Below are 22251 nucleotides of genomic sequence, written 5' to 3'. Positions count from 1 at the left end.
TCGGGGGCGCCGTCGCCGGCGGTGAGCCGGCTCACGATGGATGGGGGATCCATGAGTTCAGAGCGCCTCGGCGTCGCAGTGGTGGGTGCCGGCTACTGGGGGCCGAACCTGATCCGGAACTTCCGCGGCAGCGTGGACTGGGACCTGGTCGCGGTGTGCGATCTCGACACCGATCGGGCCCGCGGCGTGGTCGGAGAGCGCAGCGGTGTGGAGATCACCGCCTCGCTCGACGAGGTGCTGGCCCGCGACGACGTCGACGCGGTCGCGATCGCGACCCCGGCCCGCACCCACCGCGCCATCGCCACGGCGGCGCTCCAGGCCGGCAAGCACGTGTTGGTCGAGAAGCCGCTGGCCGACAGCGTCGCGGCGGGCCGCGAGATGGTCGACCTGGCCCGCAGCCAGGGCTTGGTGCTGATGGCCGACCACACCTACTGCTACACGCCGGTGGTCCAGCGGATCGCCGAGCTGGTCGCCGAGGGCGCGCTGGGCGAGATCCTCTTCGTCGACTCGGTGCGGATCAACCTCGGCCTGGTGCAGCCCGACGTCGACGTCTTCTGGGACCTGGCGCCCCACGACCTGTCGGTGCTCGACCGGATCCTGCCCGACGGGCTGCGCCCGCTCGGCGTCGCGGCGCAGGGCGCGGACCCGGTCGGCGCCGGCAAGGCCTGCGTCGGCTACCTCTCGCTCCCGCTCCCGGGTGGCGCGCTGGCGCACGTGCACGTCAACTGGCTCAGCCCCACGAAGATCCGGCAGATGGTCATCGGCGGCAGCGAGCGGACGCTGGTCTGGGACGACCTGAACCCCCAGCAGCGCCTGAGCGTCTTCGACCGCGGCGTGGACCTGGTCCAGCAGAGCGTCGACAGCGCCGACCGGCGTACGGCGTCGATCGCGTACCGCCTGGGCGACACCTGGGCGCCGGCGCTGCCGGAGCGCGAGGCGCTCTCCGAGATGGTCGCCGAGCTCGCCCGGAGCATTCGCGAGCGACGCGCACCCCAGACCGACGGAGGCGCCGGCCTGCGCGTGCTCTCCGTGCTCGAGGCGGCGGCGACCAGCCTGCGGGCCCGCGGTGCCCTCGTCGACGTCATGTCCACCGACCAGCCCGAACTGGAGATCATCCGATGACCGACCTCAACGGAGCCCACGTCCTCGTCACCGGAGGTGCTGGGACGATCGGGTCCACCCTCGTCGACCAGCTCGTCGACGCCGGCGCCGCCCGCATCGACGTGCTCGACAACCTTGTCCGCGGCTCGGCCACCAACCTCGAGCCGGCCCTGGCGACCGGCCGGGTGAGCCTGGTCGAGGGCGACATCCGCAACCGGGACCTGGTCTACGACCTGACGCGCCGCAAGGACGTGGTCTTCCACCAGGCCGCGCTGCGGATCACCCAGTGCGCCGAGGAGCCGCGGCTCGCGCTCCAGGTGCTCGTCGACGGCACGTTCAACGTGATCGAGGCCGCCGCCGACGCACGGGTCGCGAAGGTCGTCGCGGCGTCCTCCGCCTCGGTCTACGGGATGGCGGAGAAGTTCCCGACGGGGGAGCGGCACCACCACCACAACAACGACACGTTCTACGGGGCGGCCAAGTCCTTCAACGAGGGCATGCTCCGCAGCTTCCGGGCGATGCGCGGGCTCGACTACGTCGCACTGCGCTACTTCAACGTCTACGGCCCGCGGATGGACGTCTTCGGGCTCTACACCGAGGTCCTGGTGCGCTGGATGGAGCGGATCGCCGACGGGCAGCCGCCGCTGATCTTCGGTGACGGCCGGCAGACGATGGACTTCGTCTTCACCCGCGACATCGCGCGCGCCAACGTGCTGGCCGCGACGAGCGAGGTGACCGAGGGGCACTACAACGTCGCGAGCGGCACCGAGACCAGCCTGCTCGAGCTGGCGACCACGCTGCTGCGGGTGATGGGCTCCGACCTCTCGGTGGAGCACGGCCCCGAGCGGGCGGTCAACGGCGTCGTACGCCGCCTCGCCGACACCCGGGCGGCCCGGCGCGACCTCGGCTTCGTGGCCTCGGTGAGTCTCGAGGAGGGCCTGCGGGAGCTGGTCGAGTGGTGGCGTCCGCTGCGCTCGCAGGTCGGTGGCGGCCGTCCGAAGGTCGTGACCTGGTGACCCGGATCAACGTGATGCAGCCGTGGCTCGGCGACGAGGAGGTCGACGCGGTGACCGAGGTCATCGAGTCGGGCTGGGTGGCGCAGGGGCCGCGGGTGGCCGAGTTCGAGCGCGCGTTCGCGCAGTTCCAGGAGGTCGAGTTCGCCGTCGCGACGTCGAGCTGCACGACCGCGCTGCACCTGGCCCTGGTCGTGGCCGGGATCGGCCGCGGCGACGACGTCGTGGTGCCGTCCTTCTCCTTCATCGCCACCGCCAACGCACCGACGTACGTCGGCGCACGGCCGGTGTTCGCCGACGTCGACCCGAGCACGGGCAACGTGACGGCCGAGACGCTGGCCGCGGCGCTCACGCCCACCACCCGGGCCGTCATCGTCGTCCACCAGGGCGGCGTCCCGGCCGACCTCGCGCCGATCCACCGACTCTGCGCGCCGCGCGGGATCGTGGTCGTCGAGGACGCCGCGTGCGCGGCCGGATCGACCTACCGGGGTCGTCCGGTGGGCGCCACGGCCGACATCGCCACCTGGTCGTTCCACCCGCGCAAGCTGCTCACCACCGGCGAGGGCGGGATGATCACGACCGACCGGCCCGACTGGGCCGCCCGCGCCCGGCACCTGCGGGAGCACGCCATGAGCGCGTCCGCGGCCGCCCGGCACGCGACGGTCCTCGCCCCGCCGGAGGTCTACACCGAGGTCGGCTTCAACTTCCGGATGACCGACCTCCAGGCGGCCCTCGGGCTGGTGCAGCTCGGCCGGCTGCCCGCGGTCGTGGCCCGGCGCCGCGAGATCGCTGCGGCGTACCGCAAGGTGATCGCGGAGATCGACGGCCTGCGCGCCGTCGACGACCCGCCGTGGGGGACCAGCAACTTCCAGTCGTTCTGGGTCGAGGTCGAGCCGGGCTACCCGGTCGACCGCGAGGGCCTGATGGAGCGCCTCGCGGCGGCGGAGATCTCGGCCCGCCGCGGGATCATGGCCGCGCACCGGCAGCCGGCGTACGCCGGCCGCCACTTCGACGGCGTGCCGCTCCCGATGACGGAGCGGCTGACCGACCACACGGTGATCCTGCCGGTCTTCCATCAGCTGTCCGACTCCGAGCAGGCGCGCGTGCTCGACGTCCTGGTCGACGCCGGGCGCCGACCATGAGGCCGCTCGTGCTGGCGGCGGCCGGCGGCCTCGCCCGCGAGGTCGTCGAGGCCGTGCGCGCCGCCCAGCCCGGCCGCGACCTGCGGGTCGTCGACGACGACCCCGCCCGGCGCGGTGACGCGCTGCACGGCGCGCCGGTCGTCGGCGGCACCGAGACGGTCGCGGCGCTCGGCGATGTCGAGGTCGTCGTCTGCGCCGGACACGGTGCCGTCCGCCGCCGCCTCGTCGACCGGCTGCTGGCGTCCGGTGTCGACCGCCGGCAGTTCGCGACGATCGTCCACCCGGCCGTGTCCGTCCCGGTCAACTGCCGAATCGGCGCCGGGAGCGTGCTGTTGGCAGGCGTCGTGCTCACCTCCGACGTCGTCGTCGGCGAGCACGTGGTGGTGATGCCGAACGTGACGCTGACCCACGACGTCGTCGTCGACGACTACGCGACGCTGTGCGCCGGCGTCAGCCTCGGTGGCGGGGTCCGGGTCGGCCCCGCCGCCTACCTGGGCATGAACGCCGCCGTCCGCCAGGGCCTCCGCATCGGCGCCGGCGCGACGCTCGGCATGGCCGCCGCCCTGATCAAGGACCTTCCCGCGGGCGAGACCTGGACCGGTGTCCCCGCCCGCAACGCCACCGCAACCATGAGGCAGGCTTCATGACCATCCCCCTGGTGGACCTCGCGTCGCAGCACGCCGAGATCGCCGATGAGATCCGTCCCGCGCTGGAGCGGGTGTTCGCCACGACCGCCTTCGTCGGCGGGCCGGAGGTGGCCGCCTTCGAGCGCGAGTACGCCGAGTACGTCGGCGTCGCGCACTGCGTCGGTGTCGCCAACGGCACCGACGCGATCGAGCTCGCCCTGCGCGCCGTCGGAGTCGGGCCCGGGGACGAGGTGCTGCTGCCCGCCAACACGTTCATCGCGACCGCGGAGGCGGTCTCCCACGTCGGCGCCACCCCGGTGCTCGTCGACGTCGACGAGGAGCACCTGCTCATCGACCCGGCGCGGGTGGAGGGGGCGATCACCGACCGCACGAAGGCGATCCTCCCGGTGCACCTCTTCGGGCAGACGGCGTTCGTGGAGGAGCTGCAGCGGCTCGCCGACGCGGCCGGTGTCGTCCTCATCGAGGACGCCGCCCAGGCCCAGGGCGCGCGCCGCTGGGGCCGCCCGGCCGGGTCGCTCGGCCGTCTCGCGGCCACCAGCTTCTACCCCGGCAAGAACCTCGGCGCGGCCGGCGACGCCGGGGCCGTGACGACCGACGACCCGGAGCTCGCGGAGCGGGTGCGGATCACGGCCGCGCACGGGTCGCCGAGCAAGTACGTCCACGACGTCGTCGGCCGCAACTCGCGGCTGGACGCCGTGCAGGCCGTCTACCTGCGCGCCAAGCTCGCCCGCCTGGAGAAGTGGAACCAGCTCCGGCGCGAGGCCGCGACGCGGTACGACGAGCTCCTCGCGCCGTTCGACGGGATCCGGCGGCCGCGGCCGGCCGCCGGCAACGAGGACGTCTGGCATCTCTACGTCGTCCGCGTCGACGAGCGCGACCGGGTCCTCGACACCCTGGCCGCGGACGGGATCGGGGTCGGCATCCACTACCCGACCCCGGTGCACCTGACGCGTGCCTACTCCCACCTCGGCCTCGGGCCGGGCAGCTTCCCGGTCGCCGAGGCGGCCGCGCGCCGGATCCTCTCGCTGCCGATGTTCCCCCACCTGAGCATGGACCAGCAGGAGCGGGTCGCCGACGCGCTCGCCCGAGCCGTGGCGGTCGCCTGAGATGACCGACGCCGTCGCCCACCAGCCCCCGGGGCCCGAGCGGGCCAGCCCCTCGGCGGGTCGCGCGCTCACCTGGAGTGTGGCGAACACGCTGGCGGGCCGGCTCGGCACGGTGGCCATCGGGATCGTGCTCGCGCGCATCCTCGGGCCGGAGGAGTTCGGCACGTTCGCCGTGGCGTTCGTGGCCCTGGTCGCGATCCTGAGCTTCAACGAGCTGGGCGTGAGCCTGGCGATCGTGCGCTGGCGCGACGACCCGGCCGCGATCGCGCCGACCGTCGCGACGATCTCGGTGCTGTCCAGCGCGGTGCTGACCGCGGCCGTCTGGTTCGCCGCCCCGGCGTTCACGACCGCCATGGGCGACCCCGGGGCGACCGGCGTGGTGCGCGCGCTCGGCTTCTGCGTGCTGATCAACGGGCTGGTGGCCACGCCGGCGGCCCTGCTCCAGCGCACCTTCCGGCAGGACCAGCGGCTGGTCGCGGACCAGGTCAACGTCTGGGTCGGGGCGTTCGTGTCGGTCGGCCTCGCGCTGCTCGGCGGCGGCGCGATGGCGCTCGCGCTCGGGCGCCTGGCCGGCGCCGGCACGTCGGCGCTGCTCTTCTGGCACTACTCGCCGCTGCCCCTGCGGTTCGGCGTCGAGCGCCGGTACGTCCGGCCGCTGCTCCGCTTCGGCCTGCCGCTCGCCGGGGCGAGCGTGATCGTCTTCCTGGTCGGCTTCGTCGACCAGCTCGCGGTCGGTCGGGTGCTCGGGCCGGTGCAGCTTGGCTTCTACGTGCTCGCGGTCAACCTCGCCAGCTGGCCGGTGACCGTGCTCTCCCAGCCGCTGCGCAGCGTCGCGCCTGCGATGTTCGCCCGCCTGCAGGACGACCCGGCGCGGATGCACCGGGACTTCCAGGCGGTCCTCCGGCCGCTGTGCGTGGTCGCGCTGCCCATGTGCGTGGTGCTCGCCGTCACCGCGCCGGACGTCGTCTCGCTGGTGTACGGCGCGCAGTGGGCGCCGGCGGCCGAGCCGCTGCGCTGGCTCGCGGTGGCCGCCGCCGCGCGGATCTTCTTCGAGCTCGCCTACGACTACCTCGTCGTGCTCGGCCGGTCGCGCCAGATCCTGATGCTCCAGGTCGTCTGGGTGATCGTGCTGGCGCCGACGGTCGTTCTCGCGGTCCGGGAGTGGGGGATCGCAGGGGCGGGTGCGGCGCTCGTGGGCGTGGCAGCGGTGGTCAGCCTGCCGCTGTACGTCCGCGAGCTCGGTCGGGCCGGCATCGCCGGCCGCGGGATGGCGGTCGCCGCGGGCCCGGGCCTCCTCGGAGCCCTCGTCGTCGGTCTCGCGGCGGCCGCGATCGACTGGCTCGTCGGGCCGGCGCTCGTCGTACTCGTGCTCTCGGGGCTGTGCCTGCTCGGGGTCACCGCCGGGCTGCTCTGGCTCAACCGCTCGGCCCTGCGGGTGTTCCGGACCGCACCGCCCGCTGCCGCCCAGGCCGGCACCGCCGGTGCCGTTGCGGGGGCGACGTCGTGAGGATCCTCACCTACCCCCACGACCTGGCCCTCGGCGGCAGCCAGCTCAACGCGATCGAGCTCTCCGCGGCGCTGCGCGACCGCGGCCACGAGGTGGTGGTCTACGGGCGGCCGGGCGCGCTGGTGGACACGGTGCGGTCCCTCGGACTCGAGTTCCTGACGGCGCCCGACCCGGGGCGCCGGCCCTCGCCGCGGGTCGCCCGCGACCTGGCCGGGCTGGTCCGCGAACGCCGGATCGACGTGCTGCACGGCTACGAGTGGCCGCCGGGCCTCGAGTGCAACCTCGCGGGCCGGCTGTCCGGCGCCCTCTCCATGACCACGGTCATGTCGATGTCGGTGGCGCCGTTCCTGCCCCGCTCGATGCCGGTCGTGGTCGGCACCGAGCAGATCGCGGACGCCGAGCGCCGCGCCGGCCGGCACCGCGTCCGCGTCCTGGAGCCCCCGGTCGACGTCGTCGCGAACCAGCCCGACGACGCGCTCGGGCGGGACTTCCGGGTCCGGCAGGGGATCGGCGACGACTTCACCGTCGTGTGCGTCAGTCGGCTCGCCCACCAGCTGAAGCTCGAGGGCATCCTCACCGCGATCGACGCCGTGGGCCGGCTCGCCGCCGCGGCACCGGTCCGGCTGGTCGTGGTCGGCGACGGCCCGGCCCGGGCGGAGGTGGAGCGACGGGCCGACCTGGTGAACGTGCGCACCGGCCGGCCGGTGGTGGTGCTGCCCGGAGCGATCGACGACCCGCGCCCGGCGTACGCCGCCGCCGACGTCGTGCTCGGCATGGGCGGGTCCGCGCTGCGGGCGGCAGCGTTCGGCAAGCCGCTGGTGGTGCAGGGCGAGGGCGGCTTCTTCCGCCTCCTCACCCCGGAGTCGCTCCCCGACTTCCTGTGGACCGGTTGGTACGGCTACGGCGGCGCCGACCGGCCGCCGGTCGACCTGCTCGCGGACCTCCTCGCGGGGCTCGCCGTCGACGAGTCCCGGCGCCGCGACCTGGGGCGGTTCAGCCGCGCGGTGGTCGAGCAGCGGTTCGCGCTGACCGAGGCGGCGGCCCGGCAGGAGGCGATCTACGACGCCGCCCTCCGCGAGCGGCGCCGGGGCGCCGACCGGGCCTGGACGACGCTCGCCGCCGACGGCGCCGCGGCCGGCCGGTTCGCCGACTACCACCTGCGCCGGTGCCTGGCCCGCCTCCGCGGCCGCCGGGCCGCCGACGACTTCAACGCCCAGCCGCTCGCGCGGCGCGTCGACGGGTCCGGCGAGCGGCGGCCCGAGCCCGGTCGAGACGGCGCCGCGCTCCTCTACTTCGCGGGTGCACCGTGGAGCGCGGTGACCGGCACCGACAAGCACCTGGCCGGCGAGCTGGCCCGCACCCGGGACGTGATCTGGATCGACCCGCCGATGTCCTGGCGGGCCCGCCGGCGCCGCGGCCTCCAGGTCCCGCTCGTGACCGAGCCGATCCCGGGGCTGGTGCGGGTCAGCACCTCGTGCGTCCCGGGAGTCAGCCGACCGGTCCTGCGCCGGCTGACGCGGCTGCACGCCGACCTCGACGCCCGGCGGGTGGTCCGCGACCGCGGGGTCGCGATCGCGGGCGTCGTCGTGAGCGACCCCGAGCAGCGCTTCCCGCGATGGGTCGACGCCCCGCGGGTCTACTTCGAGACCGATGACTTCGTCGCGGGCGCCGAGCTGCTGGGCCGGAGCGCCGGCTACGCACGTGCCTGCCGCCGGCGCAACGTCGCCGACTGCGACGTCGTCGTCGCCGTCACCCAGGACCTCGTCGACGTGCTCGCCGCCGGCCGGCGGCCCGGGCTGGTGCTGCCCAACGGCACCGACGCCGAGCACTACGGCGACGTGGCGCGGATCGTGGCTGCTCCCGAGGTGTTGCTGGCCGGGCCGATCGCCGGTGTCGTCGGGCAGCTCAACGAGCGGCTCGACCTGGGGAGCCTCGACGCCGTCGCGGCCACCGGTGCCAGCCTGCTCCTCGTCGGCCCGCGCTACGAGGAGTGCCCGGAGACACGGGCGCGCCTGGACGCGCTGATCGCCCGGCCCAACGTGCAGTGGATCGACCGGCAGCCGTTCGAGCGGCTGCCGGAGTTCATGGCGGCGCTCGCCGTCGGGCTCACGCCGTACGCCGTCACCGACTTCAACCGCGCCAGCTTCCCGCTCAAGACGCTGGAGTACCTCGCCGCCGGCCGGCCCGCGGTGTCGACCGACCTGCCGGCCGCCCGGGCGCTCGAGACCGACCTCGTCGAGCTGGTCACCACCCCGCAGGAGTTCGCCAGCCGCACGCTCGCCCTGCTGTCGGCACCGCCCGACGAGGCGCTCGTGGCCCGCCGGCAGGCGTTCGCCCGGCAGCACAGCTGGGCGGAGCGGGCCCGGCGCCTGGAGCAGATCGTGGCGCTCGCCGGCTCCGGTCCCGGCACCGATCGAGAGGGAGACCGATGACGCACCTGGCCACGCTCGCCGGCGACGTGCCGGGGTTCGCCGCCTTCACCACGGCCGGGCCCGGCGCCGCACACCTGCTCGCCGAGCGGGTGCGGGCGGCGCGCGGCGGGTGGCTCGTCGACCTCGACGACCGCTCGACGGCCGTGGTCTGGGGCGGTCCGGAGCGCAGCCCGGAGCCCGGCCCGGACTCGAGCCCGACCGAGACCTGGCAGGTCGTGCTCGGCGCCACCGCGCGCACCGACGAGCGCGCCCTGACGCGAGCCGACGTACGCCGCCTGCTCGGCGCCGGCGACGCCGGCTCGCTGCTGGCCGAGGTGATCCCGCCGTTCGCCGCCGCGGGCTGGCGCCCCGACGACGGCTGCGTCACGGCCGTCGTGGACTGGCTCGGCTTCCGACACGTCTACCTTGCCACCGGACCCGGCTGGTCGGGGGTCTCGTCCTCGGCCGCGGTGCTCGGCGGCTGCGTGGGCGACGGGCTGGACCGCACCGCCGTGCTGGTGCAGTCGCAGCTGGGCTGGCAGACCGGAGGGCGCAGCCTGCACTCCGGCGTGCGCAAGGTCGGCGCCGGCTCCCGCGTGGCGCTGCGTGCGGGCGGGGTCCGCGAGACGGTGGTCGTGCCGTCGGCGGCCCGGGCCGCGCCGACGGACGGCCCGCCCGAGCGCGCCGCCGCGGACACGGTCGCGGAGGTGGTGGCCCGGTTCCTCGACGACCACGACGACGCCCTGCTCCAGCTCACCGGCGGCCTGGACTCCCGGATCCTGCTCGGTGCGATCCCGCGGTCGCGGCGGCCGCGGGTCGAGGCCCTGACGCTCGCCGTGCCCGGCTCGCCCGACGCCGAGATCGCTGGCCGGCTGTCCCGGGCCGAGGGCATGCGGCACCGCGTGATCGACCTCGACGGGCTGGCCGACCTCGACCCGGGAGAGGCCCACGCGCTGACCGCGGCCGCGTCGAGGCGGGTCGAGGGCATGGCCGACCCGCTCGCCCTCGCCTCCCTGCTCTGGGCCGAGCGGGGGATCGGCGGGCGCCCGCGGCTGGCCGGGCTGGGCGGTGAGGTCGCCCGTGGCTTCTACTACTTCGGGCCGGCCGTCCGCCTGCGGGTCCGCCCGCTGCTGTCGACCGGGCTCGCGCGCTGGCGGATGTTCCCGAACGAGTCCGTCGAGGCGGACGCGCTGCTGCCCGAGCTCGGCTCGGTCGCTCCGGAGGTCGCCGCCGCCGAGGTGCACCACGAGCTCGCGGCCGCGCACCGGTCGTGGTGGCCCGCGACCGACGAGTTCTACCTGTGGCAGCGGATGCAGCGCTGGGCGGGGACGCTCGCCTCGGCGACGGCGTACGACCGGAGCACGGTCAACCCGATGCTGAGCCGGCGCTTCATCGACCTGGCCCGGTGTCTCGGGCCGGGGGAGAAGCGCTCCATGCGCTACCTCGGCCGGATCCTCCTGGAGACCGACCCCGCGCTGGCCGACATCGAGCTCGACGGCCGCCCGACGCCGCGCACCTATGCCGAGCCCACGTGGGCGAACTCCTGGCGGCTGGGCCGGGTGCAGGCCCAGAAGGTGGTCGGGAAGGCGCGGCAGCGTACGTCGCGGACGACCCGGCCGCCGGCCGGTGGGGAGATCATGGCGGCGAAGGTGCTCGCGCACTGGCGCGCCGACCCGGCGGACCTCTCGCTGCTGGCCGGGATCCTCCGCCCGGACTGGCTCGACCGGGTCGTCGCGGGCGAGCGCAGCCCGGCCCCGTCCACGGTGGCCCTGATGGTCAACCTCAGCCAGGCCGCGCGCGGAGCCATGGATCAGGCGGGCACCAGCGTGTCCCCGCAGTGGGCCTCGGCGGGCCGCGTGCTCGGCCGCAGCAGCGCACGGATGGCGGTGCGGGACTGATGATGACCGCGGACCGCCCAGCTCGCCTCCGACAGGATCGTCAGCAGGTAGTAGCAGAGACCCGCCGCCGCGCCGGATCGACGTCGGTAGAGCCGCACCCGGTTGAGGATCTGGAGCGTGTGGGTGAAGTCGTTCTGCCCGGACGCCCCGCCGATGTGCATCGCGGTCGCGGACGGCTCGTACCACGTGAGCCAGCCGCGGTCGCGGGCCCGCAGGCAGTAGTCCGTCTCCTCGGAGTAGAGGAAGAACGACTCGTCCCACTCGCCCACGTCGTCGAGGCAGTCGCGGCGGATCGCGAGGATGGCGCCGAGCGCCCAGTCGACCGGACCGGGCCGCTCGTAGGCGCGCGGCTCGTGGACGTACTCCGAGAGCGCCGGCACCCGGGTGCGGCTGAGCCCGAGCGCGCGAGCCAGCGTGGGGGTGCGGCGCAGCGACAGGTGCAGGCTGCCGTCCTCGGAGTGGACCCGCGGGGCGGTGATCCCGACGCCGGGTCGCTGCAGCGGCTCGAGCAGCCGGCGTACCGATCCCGGGTCGAGGCGCACGTCGGGGTTCAGCACCAGGACCGCCGGCGCGGGGGCCGCGTGGCGCACGCCGGCGTTGATGCCGGCGGCGTAGCCGTGGTTGGGCGCCCGCACGACCCGGCAGTCGTCGCGGGCGTCGAGGAGCTCGGCCGTCGCGTCGGTGGAGGAGTTGTCCACCACGACGACGTCGGCGCTCAGCCCGTCGAGGCCGGCGGGCAGGCTGTCGAGGAGGTCGAGCACCACGCCGGCGCTGTTGTAGGTCACCACGATGACGGCCACGTCGGGCTGCATGCCATGAGGATAGGTGCCCGAGGGGCCGGTGCGCCGGGCGTTGCGCGGAGGTGGCGGTCATGAGGCTGCTGCTCGTCGCGCCGACCGTCGACCCCGACGACGTCGGCGAGTCGTGGGTCGCCTGGCAGTGGGCGCAGCACCTGAGCTCTCGACACGAGGTGACGCTGCTGACCTACCGCAAGCGCGGGCATGCGAGCGTCGTGGACCGGCTGCCGGCGGCGCGGGTCGTCGAGTGGGTCGAGCCGCCGGTGCTCGGCTCGGCCGAGCGGCTCAACAGCCTGATGAAGCCCGGCTACGTCCCGTTCCACGTCCGCGCGCGGCGCTGGATCCACCGGGCGACGGCCCGCGGCGAGCGCTTCGACGTCGGTCACCAGCCGTTGCCGGTCGCGATGCGCTACCCGTCGCCGCTGCGCGGCTCCGGCATCCCGTACGTGCTCGGGCCGGTCGGCGGCGGACTCCAGTCGCCGCCCGCCTTCGAGTCGGAGGACACCGCGCCGTGGTACCTGGCGCTGCGTCGCCTCGACCCGTGGCGGCTGCGGCACGACCCGCTGCTGCGCGCGACGTACGAGGAGGCGGCGTGCGTGCTGGGCATCGCGTCGTACGTCGGCGACGCGCTGAGCGGGCTGCGGGTCCGCCGCCTGGAGATCCTCTCCGAGACCGGGCTCGAGGAGCTGCCGCGGGCCTCGCGCCCGGCCCACCGGGCGGGGCCGCTGCGGCTGATCTTCGTGGGCCGGCTGATCCGCACCAAGGGCGCCCGCGACGCGATCGCGGCGATGGGGCACCTGCGTGACCTCGACGTGGTCCTCGACGTGGTCGGCGACGGGTTCGACCGGGCCGAGTGTGAGCGGCTCGCCGGGGTGCTCGGCGTGGCGGACCGCGTGGTGTTCCACGGCGCCCAGCCACGCGAGCGGGTCGACGCGCTCTACGGCGCCGCCGACGTGTTCGTCTTCCCGAGCTTCCGCGAGCCCGGCGGGAACGTCGTGTTCGAGGCGATGGGCCACGGGCTGCCGCTCGTCGTGAGCGACCGCGGCGGGCCGGGGAGCGCGGTGGACGACACGTGCGGCATCCGGGTGCCGCCCACCGAACCGGAGCGCTATGCGGCCGACCTCGCCGCGGCGGTCCGGCGGCTCGACGCCGACCCGGCGCTGCGCCGCCGCATGGGTGCGGCCGCGCGGGTCCGGCTGGCCGCCGTCGGGCTCTGGTCGGCGAAGGTCGACGCCGCGGACCGGATCTACGACGAGGTCGTCGCCGACCACCTGCGCACGGCGCGTGCTGTGCCACCTGACGTGTCACCTGCCGATCGGATCGAGGGAGAGCCATGTACCTGACGGAGCTGGCGCAGAGCCTGAAGAGGCGCTGGTACCTGCTGTTGGCGGTGACGGTGCTGGCCGTGATCGCGACGACGTTCATCGTCTCGCGGCTCCCGGCCACCTACCGCGCGAACGCCAGCATCGTGCTGGTGCCGCCGGAGACGACACTCGGCGACACCGGCAACCCCTACCTCTTCCTCGGCGGCCTCGAGCAGAGCGTCGACGTGCTGAGCCGGGACCTCGGCTCCGAGCAGGTGCGTGAGCAGATGGCCCAGCAGGGAGGCTCCGCGGCGTCGTACACGGTGACGCCGGACTACACCACGAGCGCCCCGATCGTCCTGGTCACCACCGAGGCGAGCTCGGCGGCCGCCGCCGACGCGATGCTCGACGCCGTCGTCGACCAGGTGCCGGTCAGCCTGGCCCGGCTCCAGACCGCCCTCGCGGTCAGCGGGTCGGCCCAGATCACCACCCAGCTGATCGCGCGGAGCGAGAAGCCGGAGACCGTCATGTCGGGCCGCTACCGGGCCATGGTCATGGTCGGCGGCGCCCTCATGGTCGCCGGCGTGCTCTTCGTCGCCATGGTCGACGGGCTGCTGCGCCGACGCCGGCTGCGCGCCGAAGCCGCCGCAGACGGCGAGGACGAGGCTCCGACGGGGGAGGGGCGACTACCGACGTTCTGGCCGCGCCAGCGCGGCGCCGGTCCGACCGACCCCCCGGAGCCGCCCTCGACCGAGGCCGACGCCCCGGAGCCGGCCTCGCTCGACAAGCGCCGGAAGACGGGAACGGACGGCTGAGGTGACCTCGACCGTCACTGTCGGCGACGCCGGTCGGGTCCGGATCGGCCTGCTTCCGGGGCGCGGTGACGCCGTCACCGTGCTGACGATCTACGCGGTCGCCCTGATCGCGATCCCGTCGCGCCTCGTGATCGGCCCGCTCGGCGGGGCCGGCTCGCCGGCGACCGTCGTCGGCCTGGGCTGCGCCCTGTGGTGGCTCTTCGCGCAGCTCGCCCGGCCGACGCCGAACACCGCCGGCCGGCAGCCGGTGCGCGCCTGCCTGATCGGCTTCGTCCTGACGGTGCTGGCCGCCTTCGTCGCCGCCTGCGTCAGGCCCATCGACCCGATCGAGTTCAGCTCGGCGACGCTCGCGCTGGTGCTGCTCGGCGGCTGGGCCGGCGTGCTGCTCGTCGCGAACGACGGGATCCCCGACCTCGATCGGCTGCTCGTGCTCGTGCGCCGGCTCGTGGCGCTGGGTGCGGCGATGGCGGCGCTCGGCATCACCCAGTTCCTGACCCACCAGCCGCTCGTCGACCGGATCTCGATCCCCGGGCTGGTCGCGAACCATGCCGGGTTCGGCCTGACGATGCGTGAGGGCTTCACCCGGCCGGCCGGCACCGCCACCCACCCGATCGAGTACGGCGCCGTCGTGACGATGCTGCTGCCGCTGGCACTCGCCCTGGCGATGGGCGACCACGGGCGTTCGGCCGTGCGTCGCTGGACGCCGGTGGCCCTGATCGCGATCTGCGTGCCGCTCTCCATCTCCCGCTCCGCGCTGCTGGCCTGTGCCGTGGGGACCATCGTCGTCCTGGTGTCCTGGCCGCCGCGGGCCCGTCGGGCCGCGTTCGGGGTCAGCATCGTCGGCTCCGTGGCGGTGTATCTCCTGATCCCCGGCATGCTCGGCAGCCTGCTCGGCCTGTTCACCGGCATCGGCGGCGACAGCAGTGCGCAGTCGCGCACCGGCTCGTACGCGATCGCCGCCGACTTCGTCTCCCGGGCACCGCTCTTCGGTCGCGGGTTCCAGACCTTCCTGCCGTCGTACCGGATCCTCGACAACCAGTACCTCGGCCTGCTCATCGAGGTCGGTGTCGTCGGTCTGACGGCCTTCCTCCTGCTCGTCGTCACCGGGCTGCGCGCCGCCCGCGTGACCCGGGTCCGCGGCGGGTCGCCGACCCTGAGCCAGCTCGGGCAGGGGCTGCTCGGCGCGGTCGCCGCCGGCGCGGTCACGCTCGCGCTGTTCGACGCCCTGAGCTTCCCGATGTCCGCCGGCACCTTCTTCCTCCTGCTCGGCATCGCCGGCGCGGCGCGGCGCCTCGTGCTCGCCGAGGAGAGGCCACGACCGTGATGACCGTCTGGGACCTGCTGGTCGCGTCGGCACGTCGCTGGTACGTCGTGCTGGCGGGGCTGGCCCTGACTGCGGGCGTCCTGCTGCTGGTGCACCAGACCCCGGGCGTCTACGCGACGCAGACCAACGTGCTCTTCCTGGCACCCGTGACGCCGAACAGCCCGAACACGATCAGCTCGCCGACCTCCGGCGTCATCTCCACGGCAGGACTGGTGGAGCGGATCGTCAACAAGGGCGTCGAGAAGTCGCCCACGAGCGGCTCGGTCGCGTTGGCCGGGCAGGGTGTCGACGACGGTTACTCGGTCGAGCTCCCCAACGCCGGCGGCCAGTGGGCCTCGAACTTCAACCGGCCCGTCCTCCAGGTCCAGGTCACCGGCCCCAGCGCGGAGCGGGTCCGCAGCGAGCTCCGGCGCCTGGTCGAGCAGATCCGGGCGGTCGCCCGGGAGATCCAGGTCGAGGCCGGGGTCGGGCAGGGCATGCTGATCACCACCCAGGTGTCTCCCGAGGACCCTGGGATCGGCTACCACCAGGGGCACCGGCCGATGGCTCTCGCGGTGACCGCCCTGCTCGGACTGGTGCTGACGGGGCTGGCGGTGTGGGCCGTCGACAGGCTCCCCGGGTGGCGCGCCGTCCGGCGGGCCCGGCGAGTGTGACGGCGTCGTCCGACGCACCATCAATATTGGGGAATTTGCAGGTCAGCGCGTTGATCGGGATTACTCCCGACGCGTCGCGGGGATCGTCTGCGACGACCTGAACACCAAGGTCAGAGCCTGTTTCCGGGGTCTCCGGGACCGCCCGGACCGGTCGGACACCGCCCTCGGCGGTGGTCCGGGCCGGCTTGCCTCGGGCGACGCCCGTGTGGGTCACTGCCCTGCGGAAATGGGCGGGCCTGAGTCGGCCCCCATCCCCCACCACGAAGGAATCCCCCATGGAACGCCAGATGCTGAATCCGGGCAGCCCCGATCGTCGACGCGCACCGACCGCCCCACGGCGGCGGAAGCTCGCGGCCGTGGGGCTGTCGGGCGTGGTCGTCCTCGGAGGTGCCGTCACGCTGGCCAACGCCCAGAGCGCCAGCGGGGTGACGGCTCCCCGGGAGAGCGCCCCCTCCTCAGCCTCGTCCCCAGCCTCCTCTCCAGCCTCCTCAGGCTCCGCCCGGGCGGCCGCGCCGGTCGGGCTGCTGCGATCGGCGAAGCCCGCCCAGCTCGCCCGGGTGCGGTCCGTCGACGCCCCGCGCCCGGTCCGGGTCGGGATGCGCTTCAAGGCGAAGGTCCGCGGCGCCGCGCTCGGCGTCCGCGTGTACCAGCCGGTCAAGCGGAAGTCCGCGACGCCGCGCTCGGCGCAACTGTGGTCGCCCACGGGCAAGCGGCTGGCCGCGGCCCGGATCAAGGGCTCGGCCGGCGAGGGCTGGAAGACGGTCCGCTTCGCCAAGCCGGTGCGGCTGCGCGCCGGCGCCTTCTACACGGTCTCGGCCTTCTCCCCGAGCGGCACCTACGCGCGGACCGACAGCGGCTTCCGGAGCGGGGTCGCCACCCGCTACCTCGCCGCACCGGCGAAGATGAACGGCGTCTTCAACCACGCCCTCGGTGCCCCGGCCCGACGCGGCGCCGGCCACCCGAACTACTGGGTCGACGTGGTCTTCCGTCCCGGCGCCACGGCCGGGGGCGGAGGCGGCACCGGCGGGACGACGACGCCGCCGACGCCGGCCGGCCCCCGCCCCGACGGGTGCGCGCCGGTGCCGAGCGCCTGCGGCTACCCCGACGCGACGAACACCGGACCCGCGTCGGTCAACGGGCTCACCCAGGTGCCCGAGGCCGCGACCTCCGGCGCCGGCTGGAAGTGGAACCCTACCTACAAGTCGATCTTCGTGAGCGGCACGGGCGCGGTGCTCGACCGCCTCGACGTGCACGGCGCCGTCGTCATCGACGCGCCGAACGTCACGGTCTCGAACTCGCGCATCGCCAGCTGCGGCGGCAGCGACGACAGCGACGTCGTGGCGATCCGCTACAAGTCCTCGGACGCGTCGTACCAGGGCTCCGGCGCCCGCGTCGTGAACAACGAGATCATCGGCACCCCCGCCGGCTGTGACCGCCGTGCGCGGTCGGGCGTGCGCGACATCTACGGCGCTGCGCCCAACGTCCTGGTGAAGGGCAACGACATCTCGGGCACCGGCAACGGCATCACCATCGAGCACGAGGGCGTCGTCGAGGACAACTGGATCCACGACCTCGGCCACGTCGCCGGTGACCACCACTCCGGGATCTCCAACCACGGCGGCGCCGCCGGCGTGGTCGTGCGGCACAACACCGTGCTGCTGCACGGGCAGAAGTTCGCCGGTGGCGGCGGCGTCTCGGGTGCGCTGACGGTCTACAGCGACTTCGGCCACGCCCAGAACGTCACGCTGCAGGACAACCTGATCTCCGGTGGGTCCTACGTCGTCTACGGCGGTGCCAGCGGGGACCAGTCGGCGCAGTGGCCGACCCCGACGAACATCAAGATCCTGTCCAACCGGTTCGTCTGCGGTGACTGGCTCTACGGCGCGTACATGGCCTTCGAGCGCGGCGGTGCGGGCAACGAGCTCGCCGACAACTACTGCGACCAGGACGGTCGCGCCGTCCGCTGACAGGGAACGACCGATAGTCGAGACGGTGGGTCGGGAGCCAGCCCTGGCGGCTCCCGACCCACCGCTCGTTGCACCCCGCACGGCCTACGTCGTGGCCGCCCAGTCGGCGCGACGCGGGCCGAGCCCGAAGAAGTGCTCGACCGCGGCGACGATGCGCCCCGAGGCGAGCCCGTCGCCGTACGGGTTCACGGCGTGGGCCATGGCGGCGTACGCCGTGGGGTCGGTCAGCAGCGTCGACACCTCGCGCACGATGCGGTCCTCGTCGGTCCCGACGAGCCGCACGGTGCCCGCGTCGACGGCCTCGGGCCGCTCGGTGTTGTCGCGCAGCACCAGCACCGGCTTGCCGAGGCTGGGTGCCTCCTCCTGCACGCCGCCGCTGTCGGTGAGCATGATCGAGGAAGCGTTCATGGCGTGTGCGAAGTCGCCGTAGGACAGCGGCTCGGTGATCGTGACGTTGTCGAAGCCGTGCAGTGGCGGCAGCAGCACCTCGCGGACCACCGGGTTGAGGTGGGCCGGCAGCAGGAACCGGACGTCGGGGAACTCCTTGGCGAGCCGCGCGATCGCCGCCGCGGTGCGCGACATCGGCTCGCCCCACGACTCGCGGCGGTGGCTGGTCACCAGGACCGCCGGACCGCCGTCCAGCACGCGGAGCGCCGGGTCCTCGACCGGGACGCCCCGGGCCAGCACGGCCAGGAGCGCGTCGATGACGGTGTTGCCGGTGACGACGATGTCCGCGGGGTCGGTGCCGTCGGCGAGCAGGTTGGCCCGCGACAGCGGCGTCGGTGCGAAGTGCAGCGACGCGAGCTGGGTGGTGAGCCGCCGGTTCATCTCCTCGGGGAACGGGTTGTAGCGGTCGTCGGTGCGCAGCCCGGCCTCGACGTGCAGGACCGGCACCTTCTCGTAGAAGGCGGCCAGCCCGGCGACGAACGCCGTGGTCGTGTCGCCCTGCACCACGACCGCGTCGGGCCGGTGCTCGCGGATCGCCTCGGTGACCCCGGACATCACCCGGGCCGTGAGGTCGTGCAGCTGCTGGCGCGGCTGGATGACGTCGAGGTCGAGGTCGGGCCGGATCCCGAAGAGCCCGTTGACCTGGTCGAGCATCGTGCGGTGCTGTCCGGTCACCACCGTGACGACCCGCAGGCCCGGGGCCGCGGCGAGGTCGGTGACGACCGGTGCGAGCTTGATCGCCTCCGGACGGGTCCCGTAGACCACCATGACCGTGCGCATGTCCCTGCTCCTGACCGTGCCCATGACTACCGCCACAGTCCGCGGGTGTCGTAGACGACCTTGCCGGCCAGCCGCGACCGGCTCAGCGACTTGAAGTGGTCGTGGTCCACCAGCAGCACCACGATGTCGGCGGCGGCGATCGCGTCGCACGCCGGCTCGAGGCGGACGTTCGGATGCGCCGCGAGCTGCTGCGGCAGCACGTGCGTGAGCGGCTCGGCGACCCGGATGTCGAGGCCGGGCTGGGCCTCCGCGATCGCGGCCACGATGTCGATGGCCGGGCTCTCGCGCAGGTCGTCGACGTTCGCCTTGTAGGCCAGGCCCAGGCAGGCGACCGTCGGCTCCACGAACCGCTCGCACTTGGCGACGACCTGCTCGGCGACGTGATGCGGCTTGCCGTCGTTGACGTCGCGTGCGGTGCGGATCAGCCGCGACTCCTCGGGCGCGGCGCCGACGATGAACCACGGGTCGACCGCGATGCAGTGGCCGCCGACGCCGGGTCCCGGGGTGAGCACGTTGACGCGCGGGTGGTGGTTGGCGAGCCGGATCACCTCCCACACGTCGAGCTCGAGGTGCTCGCTGATCAGCGAGAGCTCGTTGGCGAAGGCGATGTTCACGTCGCGGTAGGCGTTCTCGACCAGCTTGGCCATCTCGGCGCTCGCGGCGTCCGAGAGCACGATGTCGCCCTGGACGAAGACCCGGTAGATCGACGCGGCCTTCTCGGCGCAGCGCGGGGTGATGCCGCCGACGACCCGGTCGTTGGTGACCATCTCGATCATGATCCGGCCGGGCAGCACCCGCTCGGGGCAGTGCGCGACGTAGACGTCCGGGACGCCCTCGGAGCTGTGCGGGAAGGTCAGGTCCGGTCGCATCTCGGCCAGCCAGCGGCTCACCGACTCCGTGGTGCCGGGCGGCGACGTCGACTCGAGGATCACGGTCTCGCCGCCGCGCAGCTGCGGCGCGATCTGCTCGGTGGCGGCCCGGATGTAGCACAGGTCGACCTGGTGGTCGTCCTGGAACGGCGTCGGCACCGCGATGATGAAGGCGTCGGCCTCGGGGGTCTCGGTCGTCGCGGTGAGCCGGCCCATCGCGACCGCGCCGCTGACGGCGGCCGACAGGTCGGGCTCGACGAACGGCACCTCGCCGTTGGCCACCGCCTTGACCGTCGCCTCGTTGACGTCGACCCCGACGACCTCGACTCCCCGGGTCGCGAGCGCCGCGGCCGTCGGGAGTCCGATGTACCCGAGCCCGAGGATCGCGAGCCGTCCGTTGAAGACCTCGTTCATCGTGCTTCCCTCCGTGGTTGGTCCAGCTGGTTCGTGACGGGCATGCCGTTCGGGCTGTGGCGGTACGCCGGGTGCGGGTGGACGAGCTCGATCCCGACCAGGCCGAGGAACGCGAGGTTGGTGACCAGGTAGCGGCGCCACAGCCGGCGCGGCTCCTGGGCGACCCGGTAGGCCCACTCCATGCCGCAGCGCTGCCAGGCCCGGGGTGCGCGTGCGGTGACGCCGGCGAGCACGTCGAAGGAGCCGCCGACGCCGTGCTGCACCGGCACGCCGAGCCGCTCGCCGTACCGCCCGATGAAGTTCTCCTTCTTCGGCGTGGTCATGCCGAGGAAGAGCAGGTCCGGTGCGCTGCCGGCGATCTGCTCGGCGACCTCGTCGGCCTCGGCCTCGGTGAAGTAGCCGTCGCGGCTGCCGGCGATCACGACGCCGGGCCAGCGGACGGCGATCTCCTGCTCCACCCGCGCCAGCACGTCCGGCTTGGCGCCGAGCAGGAACACCCGCAGGTGCCCGCGGTCGGCGACGCCGAGCAGCTCCTCGAAGAGGTCGATGCCCGCGACCCGCTCGGGGAGCGGCTGCCGCAGCAGCCGGCTCGCCCAGACCACCGACTGCCCGTCGGCGAGCAGGACGTCGGCCTCCAGCAGCGAGTCGCGGAGCACGGGGTCCGCGTTGAGCTTGGCGATCTTGGCGGCGTTCACGACCCCGATCAGCAGCCGCTCGTGCTGGCGGATCGCCCGCTCGGCCAGGGCCACGGTCTGGTCCATCGTCAGGGCATCGACCTCGAGCCCGAAGAGGTGGCGGGTCGGCGTCGTGGTGTCACGCATCGTGGTCCTCCGTCCGGTCGGTGGCGGGTGTGAGCCAGGCGTAGAGGAGCCAGCCGAGCTCGTAGGGGCGGCACTCGTGGTCGACGACCACGGGCGGCAGCACCCGGTCGAGGCCGGGCACCCTGGCGCCCTGCCACACCGAGGTCGCGGCCGCGGCGATCGCGCGCGCCGCCTTGCGCGGCTCGCGGCGCCCGACCTTGCGCCACACCAGGCCGAAGCGCTCGGTCACCAGCTCCTCGACCACCTCCGGGTGGTCGTCGACCCAGCCGAGCCCGGCCACGATCTCGGCGCGGTGGTCGGCGCCGCCGGCCTCCCAGAGGTCGAAGAGCACCATCGGGGCCATCGCGTGCTGGTGCACGCTGTAGACCGGGAACGGCTCGACGACCCGGCCGTCGCGGGAGTCGTAGTGCCACCACCACTGGCCGGCCGCTCCCTGCGCGGTGCAGATGGCGGCCGCGGTGCGGTCGGCGTGGTCGAGCATCCAGTCGGCGCCGGTGAGCCGGGAGGCCCGGGCCAGCGCCTGCAGCGGATAGACCTGGTCGGCGAAGCTCCCGACGTGTGCCCGCCAGCGGGACTGTGTGCGCGGCGGCAGCACGTGCGGGTAGGTGCCACCCGGGCCGTGGTAGCGGCGCAGCAACGCGGCGGCCCGGTCCACGGTCTCGGCCGTGTCGGCGAGGTCGGCGGCCGCAACCGCCGCGGTCAGCAGCCACGCGGCGTCGACGGTCGGCAGCGGCCGGCCGTCGAGGAGGCCGGGCAGCCGGTCCAGCAGCGCTTCCGGGGCGAGGTCGGCGACCTCGACGGCGCACCAGAGGGCCAGCGCCACGGCGCCGGGGTCGTCCGAGCCGGCCGCCAGGTCGGCGGCGTGGAGCGCGACGTCCACGGCGCTGCGGCCGCCGAGGACCGCACGCTGGGCGGGCTCCGGGACCCGGGACAGCCCGAGGGCCGCCATCGCGGTGTAGCGCAGGCTGGTGCCCTGGGCGGCCACGGTGACGCCCCGGCCGCCGGACAGCCCGCGCACGGTCTGGGCGAACGACCCGGTGGCCGGGTCGTACCCCGCGGCCAACCCGCGCAGGGCGAGGTCGGTGAGTCGGGCGACGCGCTCGGGCGCGGTGGGGTCGAGGTGGCGTACGCCGGCCGGGCGCGGCGACCCGAGCACCTCCTCGGCGTTGGCGCCGGGCTTCGTGTCGGGGTTCGTGTCGGGCAGTAGCTGCGTCGGCACCGTCGGTTCCTCCGTC

General features: G+C 74.3%; 18 protein-coding genes. 13 read left to right on the top strand and 5 right to left on the bottom strand.

All coding sequences use genetic code 11. The features are described from left to right. Positions 1-51: 51 nt before the first annotated feature. From FHU40_RS08610 to FHU40_RS08575, 8 genes are read left to right on the top strand one after another with little or no spacing between them, the layout of a single operon-like run. Positions 52-1122, top strand: a complete 1071-nt coding sequence (locus FHU40_RS08610; protein ID WP_215525233.1) for a Gfo/Idh/MocA family protein — start codon at positions 52-54, stop codon at positions 1120-1122. Beyond that, on the top strand, positions 1119-2117 hold the full coding sequence (locus tag FHU40_RS08605; protein WP_183591795.1) for an NAD-dependent epimerase/dehydratase family protein: 999 nt from the start codon (positions 1119-1121) through the stop codon (positions 2115-2117). The genes FHU40_RS08610 and FHU40_RS08605 overlap by 4 nt, the downstream gene beginning before the upstream one ends. Continuing rightward, positions 2114-3256 (top strand): DegT/DnrJ/EryC1/StrS family aminotransferase, encoded by a 1143-nt coding sequence (locus tag FHU40_RS08600; protein ID WP_343057789.1) that lies wholly within the window; start codon positions 2114-2116, stop codon positions 3254-3256. The genes FHU40_RS08605 and FHU40_RS08600 overlap by 4 nt, the downstream gene beginning before the upstream one ends. Further along, positions 3253-3903, top strand: a complete 651-nt coding sequence (locus FHU40_RS08595; protein ID WP_183591794.1) for a NeuD/PglB/VioB family sugar acetyltransferase — start codon at positions 3253-3255, stop codon at positions 3901-3903. Before FHU40_RS08600 ends, FHU40_RS08595 begins: the two co-directional genes overlap by 4 nt. Then, the gene (locus FHU40_RS08590; RefSeq protein ID WP_183591793.1) at positions 3900-5009 is read left to right on the top strand and encodes a DegT/DnrJ/EryC1/StrS family aminotransferase; all 1110 of its coding nucleotides are present in this window, start codon (positions 3900-3902) and stop codon (positions 5007-5009) included. Before FHU40_RS08595 ends, FHU40_RS08590 begins: the two co-directional genes overlap by 4 nt. Before the next feature lies 1 nt (position 5010). Further along, positions 5011-6516, top strand: a complete 1506-nt coding sequence (locus tag FHU40_RS08585) for a lipopolysaccharide biosynthesis protein (protein ID WP_183591792.1) — start codon at positions 5011-5013, stop codon at positions 6514-6516. Beyond that, positions 6513-8948 carry a glycosyltransferase gene (locus tag FHU40_RS08580; protein ID WP_183591791.1) on the top strand — a complete coding sequence of 812 codons (2436 nt, stop codon included), beginning with the start codon at positions 6513-6515 and terminating at the stop codon, positions 8946-8948. The genes FHU40_RS08585 and FHU40_RS08580 overlap by 4 nt, the downstream gene beginning before the upstream one ends. After that, positions 8945-10825, top strand: coding sequence for a hypothetical protein (locus FHU40_RS08575; RefSeq protein WP_183591790.1), 1881 nt, complete (start codon positions 8945-8947; stop codon positions 10823-10825). The genes FHU40_RS08580 and FHU40_RS08575 overlap by 4 nt, the downstream gene beginning before the upstream one ends. On the opposite strand, the gene FHU40_RS08570 is transcribed toward FHU40_RS08575, so the two are convergent. Further along, positions 10738-11637 (bottom strand): glycosyltransferase family 2 protein, encoded by a 900-nt coding sequence (locus FHU40_RS08570; protein WP_183591789.1) that lies wholly within the window; start codon positions 11635-11637, stop codon positions 10738-10740. The genes FHU40_RS08575 and FHU40_RS08570 overlap by 88 nt on opposite strands. 59 nt (positions 11638-11696) lie before the next feature. Between FHU40_RS08570 and FHU40_RS08565 the strand changes: the two genes are divergently transcribed. The 5 genes from FHU40_RS08565 to FHU40_RS08545 all read left to right on the top strand — a co-directional run bounded on the left by FHU40_RS08565 (position 11697) and on the right by FHU40_RS08545 (position 17685). Continuing rightward, positions 11697-12965, top strand: a complete 1269-nt coding sequence (locus FHU40_RS08565; RefSeq protein WP_183591788.1) for a glycosyltransferase family 4 protein — start codon at positions 11697-11699, stop codon at positions 12963-12965. Next, positions 12956-13741, top strand: coding sequence for a hypothetical protein (locus tag FHU40_RS08560; protein ID WP_183591787.1), 786 nt, complete (start codon positions 12956-12958; stop codon positions 13739-13741). The genes FHU40_RS08565 and FHU40_RS08560 overlap by 10 nt, the downstream gene beginning before the upstream one ends. Before the next feature lies 1 nt (position 13742). Beyond that, positions 13743-15065, top strand: coding sequence for an O-antigen ligase family protein (locus FHU40_RS29390; protein WP_183591786.1), 1323 nt, complete (start codon positions 13743-13745; stop codon positions 15063-15065). After that, positions 15065-15718 carry a hypothetical protein gene (locus FHU40_RS08550; RefSeq protein ID WP_183591785.1) on the top strand — a complete coding sequence of 218 codons (654 nt, stop codon included), beginning with the start codon at positions 15065-15067 and terminating at the stop codon, positions 15716-15718. Before FHU40_RS29390 ends, FHU40_RS08550 begins: the two co-directional genes overlap by 1 nt. A 275-nt stretch (positions 15719-15993) precedes the next feature. After that, positions 15994-17685, top strand: coding sequence for a DUF4082 domain-containing protein (locus tag FHU40_RS08545; RefSeq protein WP_183591784.1), 1692 nt, complete (start codon positions 15994-15996; stop codon positions 17683-17685). Between the two features lie 84 nt (positions 17686-17769). Here FHU40_RS08545 and wecB read toward each other — a convergent pair whose 3' ends face one another. From wecB to FHU40_RS08525, 4 genes are read right to left on the bottom strand one after another with little or no spacing between them, the layout of a single operon-like run. Next, positions 17770-18912: a non-hydrolyzing UDP-N-acetylglucosamine 2-epimerase gene (gene wecB / locus FHU40_RS08540; RefSeq protein WP_183591783.1), complete on the bottom strand. Its 1143-nt coding sequence runs from the start codon at positions 18910-18912 to the stop codon at positions 17770-17772. 26 nt (positions 18913-18938) lie between these two features. Next, a complete protein-coding gene (wecC, locus tag FHU40_RS08535) occupies positions 18939-20195 on the bottom strand; it encodes a UDP-N-acetyl-D-mannosamine dehydrogenase (protein WP_183591782.1) in 1257 nt (418 codons plus the stop codon). Further along, complete coding sequence (locus FHU40_RS08530; protein WP_183591781.1) at positions 20192-21016, bottom strand: WecB/TagA/CpsF family glycosyltransferase; 825 nt, start codon at positions 21014-21016, stop codon at positions 20192-20194. The genes wecC and FHU40_RS08530 overlap by 4 nt, the downstream gene beginning before the upstream one ends. After that, on the bottom strand, positions 21009-22235 hold the full coding sequence (locus tag FHU40_RS08525; RefSeq protein WP_183591780.1) for a hypothetical protein: 1227 nt from the start codon (positions 22233-22235) through the stop codon (positions 21009-21011). Before FHU40_RS08525 ends, FHU40_RS08530 begins: the two co-directional genes overlap by 8 nt. Positions 22236-22251 lie beyond the last annotated feature (16 nt).

Source organism: Nocardioides soli (assembly GCF_014191495.1).
Taxonomy (GTDB): domain Bacteria; phylum Actinomycetota; class Actinomycetes; order Propionibacteriales; family Nocardioidaceae; genus Nocardioides; species Nocardioides soli.
Note: the sequence above shows the minus strand (reverse complement) of the source record. Positions and strands in the feature narration are given on the sequence as shown.